This is a genomic window from Nannocystis sp., from assembly GCF_016714285.1.
Classification (GTDB): Bacteria; Myxococcota_A; Polyangia; order Nannocystales; family Nannocystaceae; genus Nannocystis.
Map to the genome: position 1 here is coordinate 14,523 of NZ_JADJNN010000028.1, position 13,860 is coordinate 28,382.

12 protein-coding genes are annotated in these 13,860 nt (G+C 68.1%); 4 read left to right on the plus strand and 8 right to left on the minus strand.

From position 1 onward, the window contains the following. Positions 1-53: 53 nt before the first annotated feature. Complete coding sequence (locus IPJ59_RS31015) at positions 54-1,721, plus strand: RHS repeat-associated core domain-containing protein (RefSeq protein WP_293274656.1); 1,668 nt, start codon at positions 54-56, stop codon at positions 1,719-1,721. Positions 1,722-2,037: 316 nt separating this feature from the next. Here the strand turns inward: IPJ59_RS31015 and IPJ59_RS31020 are convergent, their stop codons facing one another. Then, positions 2,038-2,451 (minus strand): hypothetical protein, encoded by a 414-nt coding sequence (locus IPJ59_RS31020; RefSeq protein WP_293274658.1) that lies wholly within the window; start codon positions 2,449-2,451, stop codon positions 2,038-2,040. A gap of 664 nt (positions 2,452-3,115) precedes the next feature. Here IPJ59_RS31020 and IPJ59_RS31025 point away from each other — a divergent pair. Together IPJ59_RS31025 and IPJ59_RS31030 are read left to right on the plus strand one after the other, a co-directional pair. Further along, positions 3,116-3,910, plus strand: coding sequence for a hypothetical protein (locus IPJ59_RS31025; protein ID WP_293274660.1), 795 nt, complete (start codon positions 3,116-3,118; stop codon positions 3,908-3,910). A gap of 115 nt (positions 3,911-4,025) precedes the next feature. Next, positions 4,026-4,730: a hypothetical protein gene (locus tag IPJ59_RS31030; RefSeq protein ID WP_293274661.1), complete on the plus strand. Its 705-nt coding sequence runs from the start codon at positions 4,026-4,028 to the stop codon at positions 4,728-4,730. A 360-nt stretch (positions 4,731-5,090) separates the two neighbouring features. Here IPJ59_RS31030 and IPJ59_RS31035 read toward each other — a convergent pair whose 3' ends face one another. The 7 genes from IPJ59_RS31035 to IPJ59_RS31065 form a co-directional block, all read right to left on the minus strand. Beyond that, the gene (locus tag IPJ59_RS31035) at positions 5,091-5,858 is read right to left on the minus strand and encodes a hypothetical protein (protein ID WP_293274663.1); all 768 of its coding nucleotides are present in this window, start codon (positions 5,856-5,858) and stop codon (positions 5,091-5,093) included. Between the two features lie 264 nt (positions 5,859-6,122). Beyond that, positions 6,123-6,818 carry an Ig-like domain-containing protein gene (locus IPJ59_RS31040; protein WP_293274664.1) on the minus strand — a complete coding sequence of 232 codons (696 nt, stop codon included), beginning with the start codon at positions 6,816-6,818 and terminating at the stop codon, positions 6,123-6,125. Positions 6,819-6,828: 10 nt separating this feature from the next. Beyond that, entirely contained in the window at positions 6,829-7,764 is a 936-nt protein-coding gene (locus tag IPJ59_RS31045; protein ID WP_293274666.1) for a hypothetical protein, read from the minus strand. Further along, positions 7,761-9,704 (minus strand): protein kinase domain-containing protein, encoded by a 1,944-nt coding sequence (locus IPJ59_RS31050; protein ID WP_293274668.1) that lies wholly within the window; start codon positions 9,702-9,704, stop codon positions 7,761-7,763. Before IPJ59_RS31050 ends, IPJ59_RS31045 begins: the two co-directional genes overlap by 4 nt. A 208-nt stretch (positions 9,705-9,912) precedes the next feature. Then, positions 9,913-10,506 carry a hypothetical protein gene (locus IPJ59_RS31055; RefSeq protein ID WP_293274670.1) on the minus strand — a complete coding sequence of 198 codons (594 nt, stop codon included), beginning with the start codon at positions 10,504-10,506 and terminating at the stop codon, positions 9,913-9,915. A 204-nt stretch (positions 10,507-10,710) separates the two neighbouring features. After that, positions 10,711-10,884 carry a hypothetical protein gene (locus tag IPJ59_RS31060; protein ID WP_293274672.1) on the minus strand — a complete coding sequence of 58 codons (174 nt, stop codon included), beginning with the start codon at positions 10,882-10,884 and terminating at the stop codon, positions 10,711-10,713. A 17-nt stretch (positions 10,885-10,901) separates the two neighbouring features. Further along, the gene (locus IPJ59_RS31065) at positions 10,902-12,926 is read right to left on the minus strand and encodes a hypothetical protein (protein WP_293274674.1); all 2,025 of its coding nucleotides are present in this window, start codon (positions 12,924-12,926) and stop codon (positions 10,902-10,904) included. 297 nt (positions 12,927-13,223) lie between these two features. Here IPJ59_RS31065 and IPJ59_RS31070 point away from each other — a divergent pair, with 297 nt between their 5' ends. Further along, on the plus strand, positions 13,224-13,805 hold the full coding sequence (locus tag IPJ59_RS31070) for a hypothetical protein (RefSeq protein WP_293274676.1): 582 nt from the start codon (positions 13,224-13,226) through the stop codon (positions 13,803-13,805). Positions 13,806-13,860 lie beyond the last annotated feature (55 nt).

The window sequence follows — 13,860 nt, forward strand, 5'->3', positions numbered from 1 at the left end:
CGACGCTCGTCTACGACGGCGACGGCCGGCGCACCGCCGAACAACACCGTCACATGATCTACGATGCCCTCGGCCGCGTCGTGCAGATCGAGGACGCCGACCACAGCATTCTCGCCCAGCACCGCCATGACCCGCTGGGTCGCTGGTCCGGCGGCCTCCTGGACGGCAAGAGCACCCGCCGATTCTCCTTCGGCGAGCATGCATTGCAAGAGGAGAACGACGATGCGGTCGTCCTTCGCCAGGCCCTCCACGACCCCGTCGCGCTCGCCCCCGTGATCGTGACCGAGGCGAGCGGCCGCCTGCATCTCCACGAGGACCCCGCCGCGAACCTCGTCCTCATCACGGATGACAACGGCACCCCTGCCGAACGCTATCAATACGACGCGTTCGGCGACCCGACGATCTTGAACGGTGGCGGCGACATTGTGCCGCCCGCGAGCGCCGTCGACCAGGGTCCGCGTTTCGGCAGCATGCCCTACCTCGGCGGCCCCGGCCTCTTCGCCGCGGGCGCCCGACACTACGACCCCATCACCGGCGTGTTCCTGGCCCGCGATCCGAACCTGCACGCAGACAGCCCGTCGCCCTACGCCTATTGCGGTCACAACCCCGTCGGCCGCATCGACCCCGACGGCGCGCTGTGGGGCCCGCTGCTGTTCGGCGTGTTCGGAGCCGCCGCGAATGTCATCGGCCTGTGGCGCAGCGGCGCCGACTTCGACGCCTGGGACGTTTTCGCCGCGGGCGCGATCGGGTTCGGCGCGGGCTTCATCGGCGCCGCCACCTTCGGCCGCGCCGCGGCGGGCATCACGCGCGGCCTGCTCAGCGTCGCCGGCCGCGCCCCGGTCGCGCTCGGGGCCAAGACCTCGATCGCCATCAGCGTCGGCAGCGGCGCGGGCGCGGGACTGGTCAGCGGCGGCGTGAGCGGCAGCCTTGCCGGTGCTGCCGGGGGCGCCTACGCCGGCCTGCGTGGTGGCGGCGACGCGTGGGCCCTCGCCAGTTCCGGCGCCGCCCGCGAGGGTGTCGCCGGCATGGCAGCGGGCCTCGTGGGCGGCGCCCTGTTCCAGGGCAGCCTGCGCGCAGGGGCGATCCCGCGAGGCACGTGGGCGTCGCTTGAGCGCGAGTTGGGCGGCAAGAGCCCGGTCCAGATGTATGCGCGGGCCGTCCTGAGCCCTCACGGTCTCGGTGCCGCGGGGATCGGCTACGCATCCGGATTCGCCGGGGCCGCGGCCGGGGAGTTGTGGTCCGGTGCCGATGGGCACCAGGCGGCCTCGGCGGGGAGCGAGTCCGGCGTTCGCGGTGCGGCCCTCGGACTCCTCGTCGGCGGGCTGAACCCTGTCGGGATGCAATACTGGCGACTACGATTCAGTCCGGCCGCCGCCCGGGGCCTCAATCAATCCCACCGTGATTTTCGCGGGACCCACCATCAGCGCAACTGGGCCCAGTATCCTGAATTGGCGACGGCCTCATCGCAGCGCGCGCCGGTGTTCGACCGACTGGTCGCCCGTTTTACGCGCGGCAACGTCTCGGGCATCGGTTCGCTTTACCGGCAGCCCGACAACCCGCAGGGACACTCTGACATGCACGCTCAGTGGCAATTCGGGCAGCCTGGAGGCAGAGGGGCGTGGAGGAGCTGGTCGACCCACGGCCCCTGGACCCCCGACTGGAACCCAAACCTCACCATAAGCGCGTTACCGACGAATCATGCGCACAAGAAGGAGCCATGATCTCACGCCTTCGACACCTATTCACCCGCTCGAACCCTCCCCGACACCGAGCCCAGTCCCGTGGATCGATGACTCGTGTGGGCGGTGTGGTCCCGGTGGCCGGCCAAGTCCGATGACTCTCCGATCTGGGGAACCACGGCTGCGAGAGGCCACTGAGGACGATCGCCGCCGGGCTGCGAGGCGACCTCCGCGAGGAATTCCCTGGCCCGACAGGTTCGAGCGAGCAACACGCCCGACGCTCGCCGGCACACCGCCTGCCGCGCTGGGAATATTACGACCATGCTGGCCCATTTGTTGCAGCACTTTACCACCCTGATCAATCCTCAGGAGCAGGCGAAGCGCTCGATGCGATCGAGGCGACCGCCGGTCCGCTCGACACATCACACCCGAGGCCGACCTCTCCGAGGACTGGACACCAAAATCGCCGCAGCATCTCGCTGAGGTCGTCCAGATCGGCTACCGGGAGGAGATCGCCCTCATGCGTCGCGATGGCGGTTTGGGCGACGGCTTCAACGTCTTTCAATGCCGCCGCTGTGGCCGAGTTTACATCGCGTCGTGCGAGACATGAACCCCATCCTCCTCTCGAGTGGCCTACCTCGCGGTCTGGACGCCCGTCACGTCCATTCGCCATCCTGTCCTGGTCGTTTCCGGGCCCGTAGCGGCTGGGGATGAACTCCATCGTGTAGGTAGCCCAGCGCTCGCAACCGCTGACGCCGACCTGCTTGGGCATGTCCGACCAGCATCGTCGAACAGCGAGGATCGTACTTGAGCTCGGGCCCGGGGCACCTGAGGTCGTACGCGGCTCGACGCTCCAGCTTGCCTAGGAGTTCCTCGGTCTTCGCCTTCTCCAGGGTGAAGCCATCCATCTCGACCGCCTGCCCGGCCGCACAGCCAACGCCAAGAAAAATGGAGCAAGAAATGGTAGCGATTCTCACTGTTGACCTCCGTGGTCGCTCGCCCTTCGGCGATCGGTCTCCTCGCAATCTACCTACTTCGGTAGGTGACGTCAACGAACCGTCACGAGCCGGATCGACCTCGCAGGGTCAAGCGGCCGTGGCGCGCAGACCGAGGCGCTCTCCCGCGAAAATCCTGTTACTCGGCCTTTGAGCGGCGCCTGCGGCGGAACATCAGACCTGGCGTCTACCACGACCGGGCTTACGACCGTCCCGCTCACCACGTCGAGTTTGACGGGTTCAGCTCGGAGAGCTCGACGGGCCGGAGCTCAGGGAGTACGACGAGCGCGTCCAGCGGCACCGAGTCGGCGTCGAGAACCTGGGCACCTCCACAGGAGCGAGCCGGACCTGCCCGGGCCCGACACCTCCGGACCGGCGAAGGGCTGCGGCAAGATCGACATCCTGTTCGTCATCAACGACGCGGGTGGCCTTGACTGGCCGATGGCAGCGGACAGCTACGCCGACGCGTTGAGCATCCGCAGCGGCACGGCGGCGTTCATCGCCGCGATGCAAGAGCAGGCGGCCGGGTACGACTTGCACGTGATGGCGGTCAAGGGCGACCCGGCAGTGGCGGCGCTAACGGGGGTTTCGATTGCTGCGACGGCGAGAATTTGTGTGACAAATACGGACCGTTCCCGTGATCTGTACCCGGACTTTGTCACCGAATGCGACTCCGCGCTCGGCGCGGGCGTGCGGTACCCGGCGGGGTTCATGGCCAGCAACCGCGACTGCGAACTCGTCGACGATCGCCGCTACATCACCGCGGAGCAGCCCGACTTCGCCGCTGCCGCGGAGTGCATCCTGAACGTCGGGCAGACGGGGGGTGAACAGAAATACCTCAGCGCCATGTCCCAGGCCATCGGTCCTGCTCTTAACGCGCCAGACAGCTGCAACGCAGGCTTCTTGCGTCCGGACGCGATGCTCGTGGTCGTGGTCCTGGCCGACGAACCGGACGACGCTTCGCCAGGTACCCCGGAGGGCCTGGCGGCGAGCCTGATCGCCGCCAAGGGCGGATACACAGACGGCATCGTGGTCGTGGGCATCCTGGGCTCCGTGCAATCGACGCCGCCCGACGCGAACTGCTATGACGGCCCCGAAGAGCGCACGCGAGAGTTCGTCGAGGGCTTCCCGAATCACGTGCTCGGTTCGTTCTGCGCCGAGTACATCGGCGCCAACCTCGTCGCCGCGCTCGACGTGATCCAGGCGGCTTGCGGGGAGTTCGTGCCGCCCGGATGATCGATGGAGGCCACGTCGGGCGTCAGGCGCGCTTGGCACGTGGGCAGGGACCTGTTAGCCTCGCACTCGTGATCCCCCGCGAAAGCTCCTGCTGTTCGGCTCCTGAGCGCCGCCTGTGGCGGGCCGCCCAGTCAGACGTCCACCACCACCACTGATCACGACCGTCTCACACACCGCGGGAGCTCGACGGGCCGAGCTCGGGGAGCCTGACGGGCTTGAGCTCGGAGATCTGACGAGTTCGTCCGGTGACTCCGCAGCGTCGTCGAGCTCCACCACGATCGGCGAGCCAGACCTGCCCGGCTTCGAGACGCTCGGGCCGGTGAAGGGCTGCGGCAAGATCGACATCCTGTTCGCGATCAACAACGGGGGCACAATCGATGGATCTGAGCTCGAGGGCAGCACGAGCGACGCGTTGCGCATCCGGAACGGCACCGCCGCGTTCCTCAATGCCATGCAGGAGCAGGCGGCCGAGTACGACTTGCATGTCATGGTGGTCAAGGGCGATCCAGACTGGCGCGGCTACTTCGGCTATTCGAGCTGTTGCGTGCCGGACAAGCCATGTGATGATTATGGGCCGTTTCCCTGCGATCCGAACCCCAAGTATGTCACGGATTGCGACTACGAGCTAGGCGCTGGCGTACGCTACCCTGTGGGTTTTATGGCCAGCAATCAGGACTGCAGTCTGGCCGGAGGACATCGTTATCTGTCCGAGGAACAGGTAGACTTCGCCGCGGCGTTCGAGTGCATCTTGAACGTGGGACAGACCGGCGGAGCTCAGTACTATCCGAGGCCATGGTCAAGGCCGTCGGACCCGCCCTGAACGCCCCGGACGGTTGTAACGCAGGTTCCTGCGCCCAGACGCGATGCTCAGGTCGTCGTCTTGTCCGACTATGCGGATACCAACTCGCCAGGGACCCTGAAGGGCTGGCTGCGAGCCTGATCGCCGCCAAGAAGGGGTATACGGATGGGATCAGGTCGTCGGCATTCTGGAAAGTGTCGACACGGATCCGCCGGATGGCAAAGACTGTGGGGAAGATCCTGAAGACCGACGCGAAAGTTCGTGGAAGGGTTCCCAACCCATGTGTTGGGCTCCATCTGCGAGGAGGATATCGGAGTTCGCCTCGCCGCTGCGGTTGAGGTGATCGAGACGGCGTGCGCGGAGTTCGTGCCGCCCGGGTGATCAGTCGAACGCGCGGAGCCAGCCCCGGCGCACGACGGTCGGCATCCCATCTTGCAGGATGACCGCCGTCTCATAGCCCACGACCAGGGTCTGGTCGAACGGGTTGGCACGGACGCGGTGAGGTTCGTCGGGCCGGTTGTACGGGCCCTGAAAGAGGATGCCACCCTCCCCCTGACCACGACGGAGCCACATGTCGAGATTGTCCAGGCCCGCTGTGGTGACCGAGGCCACTGTTACGGCGGACCCATCGCTGAGAATAGCGACCCCCATACCCTTATTGTCGCCGACCTTGGGGGATTGCTCTACCTCCAACTCGCCGACCTGGTAGCCCGCGGGATCGACCACCAGCGAGAGGATCTTGCTATCTTGATTGGGAGACTCGCGCCACCAACCTGTCAGTCTGAGGTTGCCCATCTCATCGACCGCGCCGTCGAGCGCTCCCGCGCTCTGCATCAAGGGAAGGTCCGCCTTGAACGGCCATTCATCCGTCTCCACAACGTGATGCTGGGCGTCGAGTTTGACCGCCGCGGCCCTCGGCCTATTGTCCCAGGAGAGCGTCCCCACCAGCGTCACAGTGCCGTCCTGGTTCTGGACGATCGTAGACGCGATATCAGGGACTTTTGGGAATCCGTAGGTCAACCCCGCCCCGGCCGCCAGTTCGTTCTCGCCAGGTGTGTATGTATAGACTTGGTGGGCCATTTCCAGGTCGTTGTTATTGACGATGCGCTGGCCGGCGACCTCGAATTGCCCGTACTTGTTGACGAGCATGTCGTTCCCCAGTAGGCGACGAGTGCATCGTTCGACTCGGCGAGGACCGGCTGCACCTCGGTCTCGTCGATGAGGGCGGTCCAGAGGCTCGGCCAGAGTCCCGTGGGGCCGTAGCCCCCCGTTAGTACGGCCCGGTGCCCGTCGTCCGACGCGACATCGATGCCGCTGCAGCGGCCGGTCTGGTCCTTGCCGCGGGAGATCGTCTTGCTGAAGAGCTGCTTCCCCGCGGGGCTGTAGTGGGCGACCCACACCGCCGTCCCCCGCTCAGGTTGTCAGTGTAGCCGCAGACCCACCACGAGCCGTCCGAGGCCGCCGCGGCGTCGGCCGCCTCCGCGTTTCCCTTGAACGCCTCGTGGACCTTCGACCAGGCGACCGACCCCGGCCTGGGAGGGGCCACGGAGATCCCTGGTCCGTCGAAACGACCTGACCCGCCGTGTCCTCGCACTCCGCGGCGAGGGTGTGATCGCCGGCCTGGTCCTGCGACTTCACGAGCCACTTCGCCACGAACGGCGGCTCGGTCGCGGCCGCGAGCAGCTGCCCGTCGACGAGGAAGCGCAGCTCAGCGACTCCCACGTCGTCGGTGCAGTCGGCGCTTAGCTCGATGAAGCCGGCGGCGAGCACCGGGTCCGGCGGGACGACGAACTCGCCGAGCACCGGAACCTCGTCGACCCAGGGCTCGGTGGTGCTGGTGCTGGCATCGCTGCCCAGCCCGGCGTCGGTCGTGAGCCCATTGTCCCCGCTCGACGCGCCAGCCTCCGCGCCACCACCAGGCCCGGCGGTCGTGGTCGGCGTGCCCTGGCCCGAGGTGGTCACCGTGTCGCCGTCGGATTCGCTGGCGCTCTGGCTCGAGTAGGTGCCGCCGTACTTCTCGATGAAGTCGGCGTAGGTCTGCTCGACAGGGCACCCGGCGAGGACGATGAGACCGGGAGAGAGGAGGATGCTCAGGGGGCGGTGCTGCATGGGGCTCCAACTAGAAGCGAGTGGTAAGGAAGAGAGATGCGCCGGTGGGCGTCAGCGCGGGCTGAAGGGCGAGCTTGGAGACCTTGCCGCGACGGGCGCGGCGGACGATCAACGCCGTGACCCCCGACAGCACGAGCACGCCACCGGCGATGCCGGTGGCGATCGCCGTCGTGCGATGGTAGCCGCCGACATAGGCCAGCGAGTCCGCGAGCGCCCGCTGCTCCGGCGTGGGCAGGGCGTCCGGCTGCATCATCACGGCCGCGCCGATGGCCTTGATGCCGTCGTCGCTGGCGCGGCGCATGAACAGCGCGTAGGTCATGGCGCCGAGGAGCACGCCGCCGATGCTCAGGGTCGTCGCGCCGACGATCAGCGCCGGGCGGCCACGATCCGGCGGCCGCGGCAGCGCCACGATCTTCGCGGGCGGCGGTCGGAGTGGTGCGGGCCGCTCGACTTGCATCGGCGGTCCGTCGCATGTGGGCTCGCCGAGGCGAGGCTTGTGCTGGGAGATCTTCAAATTGACCTGTCGCAGCCGCGCCTTGATCCCCGGGATGTCCTGGAGGTCGGTGTCCTCGCCGAAGGTGATCAGCAGGGTCTCGAGGTGACGCACGAGCTCCGTGCGTGCGAGGCAGAGATGCTGGATCTCACCTGTCTTTGCGTACAGCTTGCCCAGCGAGCCGCGCAGCGACCCGAGGATCATGTCGCGCGCGTGGAGATCGACGCGGGGGTCCATGCTCGCGTAGGAACGCTTGAAGGCCACGTACGCAGCCTCGAAGTCGCCCGCCTCGTACGCCTTCATACCGTCCTCGTTGTGCCGCGCGGCCTCCGGCGGCAGCTCAATGTCGTTGAGGTCGACGGGCTCGGGCTTCGCCGGAGCCGCGAGCGCCGACGCCGGACACGCGAGCGCAAGCACGAGGGTCATGCAGAGACATCGGGGCTGGCGGGTCATGGTGCCTCCTTTTCCGACTCGAAGGTGAAGACGTGGCGGACCCATTCGGCCTGCGCGCCCGTTGCGTAGCGCCGGACCCGGATGGCCGCGGTGACGCACTTGGCGAGCGTCGAGTCGCTCTTGCCGGCGATCTCCACGGCCAACGCCTGACCGTCCGGGGCGATACGAACGCGGGTGCGAAGTTGCGTCATCTCGCCGCCGCCGAGCTCGTCCTGGCAGTCTCGAACCCCGACGATGACCTTGTCGAGCGAGCGCTGCACCTCACGGTGACGTGACCGCGTGACCCGGCGATCGTCCTCGGGCGGCGAGGCTGGGGGCTCTGGCGCGACGGGCAACGGTGGCGTGACCGTGGGCGGTACGGGCGTCGCTGCAGGCGTCGGTGGCTCCGCAGGGATCCTCGCCTGCTGGGCGATGCGCAGCTCCTGCGTGGTCCGAGCGAGCGACGCCTGGGTCTCCTCGAGCGCTCCTTCGCAGGATTCAGCGGCGGCCTCGGCCTCGGCGAGGCGGGCAGGCGCGGCGAGCATGGACTCGCCGATTCGCTGGGAGGCGAGGGTCACGCCGACACCGCCTACCAGTCCAGTCGTGAGCACCAGACCGATCATGTGGGTCGTCAGCCAGTTGGGGGCGGCATGTGTCGAGATCGGTGGAGGGGCTGCAGAAATGGGCAGCATGAGCGCGACGGCCGGGGCTGCTCGATCCGACGCTGACTCGTTCGCATCATCCTCGGCTGTCTCGGTGGTCGTCGGCACCGGGCCCGTGGTCGTGCCTCGCAGGGCGACCACTGGCGCCAGCATCGGCTCCTCGACGCCCTCGTCGGCGGGCGCATCGGCGCGAACGATCTCGAGGAATCGAGCCCGGGGCTGATCGTCCGCCCCCTCTTCGTCCAGATCTTTTGGAGGGCGGAACGTATCGAGGCGTACCAGCTTCACCGGCCGCCTTCGGCGGGGCGACGGCGCGTCGGGGTCCTCGCCGCGCTGGGCGAGGATACAGTCGTGGGCCAGCTCGAGGGCGTCCCGAGTGCCGCCATCGTCTGCGTGCGGTGTTCCGGGTCGCTGCGCAGCGCGCCCCCCAGCGCCTCGTCGAGCTCGATGTACTCGAACTCCGGGCATGAGCTCGCGGACGCTGCGCGCCCGTTTGCGGTCGCCATGGCGAAACGGGTGCTTGTCGGTCAGCAGCTCGAACAGCACCACGGCGACGGAGAAGACATCGGTGCGGGCGTTCGGCGACACGAAGGGCTCGCGCAACAGCTCGGGCGCCATGTACTCCGGGTTGCCGAGCTGTACCCCGGCGGGTGTGGCCATCCGCGATCCCGGCGGCTCGGCGAAGCGCTGGGAATGCCTGGAGTGGAACGTGTCCTGCAGACGGCAGACCCCGAAGTCGATGACCTTGACCAGCCCGTCGGGCTCGACCATCACGTTCGAGGGGGTGAGATCGCGGTGGATGACGCCGAAGTCATGTGCGACCTCGAGGGCCCGGCAAATCTGCAGCCCGATCTTCACTACCGCGAGTGCGTCCATCCCCCCGACCCGGGCCCGGAGGTCCCGCAGGTTCTCGCCCCGCAGGTTCTCCATGACGATGAACAGTTGACCATCCGGCGTCTTGTCGCAGTGATGGACCCTAACAATGTTCTCATGCTGAATGCTGGCCAACACGAGCCCTTCACGCAGGAGACGCTCCTGGCTGTCGACACGCAGGTTCAGCTCCGGGTTCAGCACCTTGACGGCCAGGTCGCAGCGCAACCGCAGGTGGTACGCGAGGTACACTTTGCCCATGCCCCCCTCGCCGATGAGCTCCCGCATCTCGATGCCGCCGGGGAGCACGCGCGGCGAGGGCCCGGACTCCGGCACCAAATTGGGGGCATCTGGGTCGTCGTCGTCGAAGGGGTCGTACGGGTCTGGCTCGCCGCCTTCAACGTCCTCGAGCTCGTCGTCGTTGTGCATGGTGGGCCGCCTCACGGTACCAGATTCGCGCGTGGACAGGGCTCAGACTTCCCAAAACGCCACAAAATAGGCGCTATTTTTTGCCGCCATGCCGGCCCTGGTCTCCGACGGCAAGTCCGGCGAGGCCCGATGATGTCGCGGTTACCCGGCCCGGCGCGGGCGAGGTGCGCGTCGCGTTGGTCGATGACGCCGAGCGCCGAGCGCGGGCTCAGGGTGAGGATGTCGCCAGCCACGGACCACGGCGCCCCGGCCCGACGTCGCCGCGCGGCTGCGGATGGTGCGGTCGCCGAGCGCGACGATGATGGTCGCGGGCCCGGCCCGGAGCTGCGCCGCGGACGAGGTGGTCATGCGGCCACCCCGTCACCCGTCGACGCGGCGAAGGTGTGCCCGCAGATCGTCGTGTAGAGCTCGCCGAGAAGGTGCTGGCAGCGGGGTGAGAGCACGGCGCGGTCTTCCTCGATGACCAGCAGCGCCTCGCGCCGGAGCCGTCCACGTGGGCCACTTCGACGCCGACGAGGCCACCCCACAGCACCTCGTCCAGGACATCAAGCGCGTCGTCGGTGAGGTCGCGCAGAGAGCTCGGTGCGTCGAGCACCCGCGCCGCTTGCAGCAGCACGCTCGGGAGGAAGATCCTGCCGTCCATCAGCTCGTGCGGCACGCCCAGCGGCAGCGAGTCGACACGCGTCAGGATGGGGCCCGCCATGCCGCCCCGGACGACCTCGAAGACCTGGCCGTCCATGCTGACGAGGAAGGTGTCCTCGTCGCCGACGGCGTAGAAGCCCGGCACCTGCTGATCCGACATGACACGCCTCCTCGCGCGCGGCGCTCATGGGCCGCGTCGCACTACGGGTTCATCGTGCATGCAACGAACGCGTGCAGCAAGGCGAAGGCGCGGGCGCGCGAGCACCGACGATCGATCGCGGTAGTTGTAAGGTAGGGCTCGATTCGCAAAGCAGGGGTCCGAGAAGAAAGCTCGCCGTCGACGCGGAGGTGATCTCCGACGCGGCTACTCCGACGGCTCGGGCTCCGTCGCGGCGCTGCGTGACCATCGGATGTCGAGCTTGATGATGCGGCGCTTGAGCGCGTGCCGGGTGACGCCGAGGATCTTGGCGGCGCCGACGATGTTGCCGGCGAGGCCGCAACGACGAGCCAGGGCCCGCGCCGGACGTGGGTTCGCCACGACCCGGCCGTGCCGGCTCAACCCAGTGGCGGCGGCCCTCGGGGACCCGTGTCACCACATTCTGGCTGCGCTCCTAGCCAGACCTCGGCGGGCCGTAGTTGTTCGGCGCAGGCGAGGCCGTGGAGGGCGCCTGTCTCGGGGTGGCACAGCACCCAGTGCTCGCCGCTCGATTCGACGGATCCCGACTCGGCCGACCATGCGATGACACTTCGCACCACGGCCTGGACCAGCCTCGGGTCCTCGACCTCGAACAGCGCCATGAACACGACGGTGGCGAAGCTCCAGCGATCCAGGCTCAGGGCCCACCCACCCGCAGTGCGCTTCAAGAGCGTGTTGGCGCTTGGCCCGATATCGGGGCGACCTGCGTCGATAGGATGCGGGCCCACGTCGGCGTCCGTATGCGGGGCCGCGTCGGTGTTGGGGTCCACGTCGACATACGCGCTCGCGTGGATGTCGGAGCTCGCCGCCCCGGCTTCGCCGTCTTCAGGCTCGTGGGCGGCCTCGGAGTCGCCGTCGACAGCGGCCGCCCTGCTGTCGTCGACAGCGGCCGCCCTGTCGTCGACGCTTCGTTGTTGGCCCTCGCCGCGCTGCTCTTCATGCTGGTGAGCGTCCGCCCGCCCCTGCTCGTCGGCCCCAGCACCATCCGGCCCGCGCGGCCCCTCATCCGCCGCCTGGGTCGCAGGTATGTCCGGGACGTCGGCCACCTGGATCACTGCATCGAGGCGCTGATGCAGCCGCACGATCTCCTGGGTCATCAGGGACAGGGTGCCGAGCACGAGGGCGATACACGCCTGTATCGGCTCCGACGGCGAACCTCGCCGGGCGGACGTGTCGGCCGCAGCGGCGCTACTCGTACCAGGCACCGGGTCCGCTGGCTCACCGGCCGCCGCTTCGGCGGGCGCCGCCGGCTCGTTCGCCTGCGCCTGCTGCTCCGTTCCCGCCGCCGCTGATCCAGACCCCTGCGCGTCGCCCGGGGGACCCTCGGCCGCGAGCGTCGATCGCCTGCGCAGCGGCGTGTCGGTCCACTCGAGCAACGAGAGGTGCTTCGGGTTCTTCGGGTCCAGCGCGGCCACCACGTCGACATTCCACCGCTTCGAGATCTTCCTGCCCTTCGCGGGTTCAGGTTGCGACACAAGCGGGCAGCCGAGCAGCAGGAAGATACGCAGCACCGCAGCGAGGGCGCCCCTCGGGAGCACGACGCCGTATGCCCTCAGGGTCTCGCGCATGTCTCTCTCTCGCCCGCCCAGGTCGCCGCAGCCGCCAGCGATCGCCTTCAGGAGCCCGGCCGTGACAGCGGCGGTCTCCTTGCGGCCCTCGAGGTAGCGGCCGGCGAACGCGGCGTTCGGCAGCTGGGCCTTCTGGTGGAGCTGCTCGAAGGCGATCGCCAGGATCGACATGCACCGCTGCTCCGCGACGACCCCCGCGGCGAGGCGCTCGTGGTGCTCCTGGACCACGTCGTCGCAGTCCTCGACCTGCCGCGACGGCGCTCGCCCCTTCCCCCGGGCACGCGGGGCCTGCGGCTGCTCGACGGGGTCCTCCCCGCTCTGGATCCGCAGGGCGTTGTCCAGATCGAAGGGCGCCCAGCTCGCCTCCGCGAAGCGGGCCCAGGTGCGGGTCGCACCGTCGGCGACGGTGACGCAGAACAGCAGCCCACCGTCTATAGAGGCGACGAGGATGGTCTCGCCCTCGCAGTCGCACACGCCCATGAGGAACGGCCTCGCCGTCGCCCGAAACTCGCGGGGCTTGCCGCGAAAGAACACCCGGAAGGGCTCGACCAGCGCGAGCGGAGCGGCCTTGTACCTGACGCACTGCGCGTCCACGTCCGCCGCGTCGGCGAGCGTGAGGAGCGTGAGCCGCCCGTCCGGTCGGACGAAGGTGATCGCCTGACGGCCCCGGCGGTCGAGGCCATCGCTATCGCCGCAGATGGCGATCACGCCAGCGTCGACGCGCAGTCGACGGAGCGGCACGCCAGCGCCGCGAGCGAGATACTCGCGGTGCTCCTCATGTACACGCTGGATCAGCGGGTCGAGACGATGCGCCACAACACGGCAGACGCTACGCGACGGCCCCAGCAGCGTCCAGACTCAATTTGCGCGCCTATCTGCGCTGATCAGATGGAGGCGATATAACTGCGTTTACCTCGCACTTGGCGGGCGCTTGGCTCGACTTGCGCAACAAATGCCGAGGACATCCGGCGCACTTGAACGGCAAATAAGGGCTCGGGTGAGCACGAATCAGCCCGCGGGCGTATCTACCCACTATCGCTATTGCCCGCAGCGGGCGAAAATACTTCTCACGGCCTCCGGAAAAACCTGGCATCGGTGGTTTCTCAGGGTCCGGTGCCGCGAATCGTCGTCACATCAGTCAGCGGGGAGCTCGTTCGAAACCTCTGGGTACCGAACGCCGAGCTCGTGCGCCGCGTGGTCGAGATGATCGAGTCGATGCCCGACCACCCGCTCTACATCGACGGTGAGGAGCTCCCGCCGGAGCAGCGGGCCTCGCTGCTCTACCAGACGGCCGAGGTGCGCGACGCGTCGTCCCGGCTGACGCGGGACCTGGCGCCCGCGGACGTGAAGGAGGCCCTGGGGGTCCTGGCGATGGGTCTGGAGGAGATGCGCCGGGACTGCAGCGAACTGCGTCGGCTCCACATCCATAGCGCCCGGGAGTTCGGCCTGCTCGTTCAGGCCCAGAACCGGGTGGTGCTCGAGGAGGGCATCCGGGCCCGGAGCCTGCTCCACCAGAGCCTCGATGACATCGACGCGATCGATCGAGCCGTCACCGTGGCGAAGGTCAAGCGGAGCCTCGAACCCTCGCGCCCTCGGCGGGGGCCGGTTACACTGATGATGGACACGTCCAACGACGGCGTGATGAATCGTGTGAACAATCTATGGCAGGGAAGACACGAAGGGAGGAAGAAATGAGAAGACATACTGTCGGAGTGATGTCGAGCGGCCAAATGATGGGGAACGCGGCGCG

What these genes read in the sequence shown, in the direction of transcription:
- IPJ59_RS31015 (WP_293274656.1), top strand. Translation starts at nt 54, where the DNA reads ATGATCTACGATGCCCTCGGCCGCGTCGTGCAGATCGAGGACGCCGAC.
- IPJ59_RS31020 (WP_293274658.1), bottom strand. Translation starts at nt 2,451, where the DNA reads ATGCCCAAGCAGGTCGGCGTCAGCGGTTGCGAGCGCTGGGCTACCTAC.
- IPJ59_RS31025 (WP_293274660.1), top strand. Translation starts at nt 3,116, where the DNA reads ATGGCAGCGGACAGCTACGCCGACGCGTTGAGCATCCGCAGCGGCACG.
- IPJ59_RS31035 (WP_293274663.1), bottom strand. Translation starts at nt 5,858, where the DNA reads ATGCTCGTCAACAAGTACGGGCAATTCGAGGTCGCCGGCCAGCGCATC.
- IPJ59_RS31040 (WP_293274664.1), bottom strand. Translation starts at nt 6,818, where the DNA reads ATGCAGCACCGCCCCCTGAGCATCCTCCTCTCTCCCGGTCTCATCGTC.
- IPJ59_RS31045 (WP_293274666.1), bottom strand. Translation starts at nt 7,764, where the DNA reads ATGACCCGCCAGCCCCGATGTCTCTGCATGACCCTCGTGCTTGCGCTC.
- IPJ59_RS31050 (WP_293274668.1), bottom strand. Translation starts at nt 9,704, where the DNA reads ATGCACAACGACGACGAGCTCGAGGACGTTGAAGGCGGCGAGCCAGAC.
- IPJ59_RS31055 (WP_293274670.1), bottom strand. Translation starts at nt 10,506, where the DNA reads ATGTCGGATCAGCAGGTGCCGGGCTTCTACGCCGTCGGCGACGAGGAC.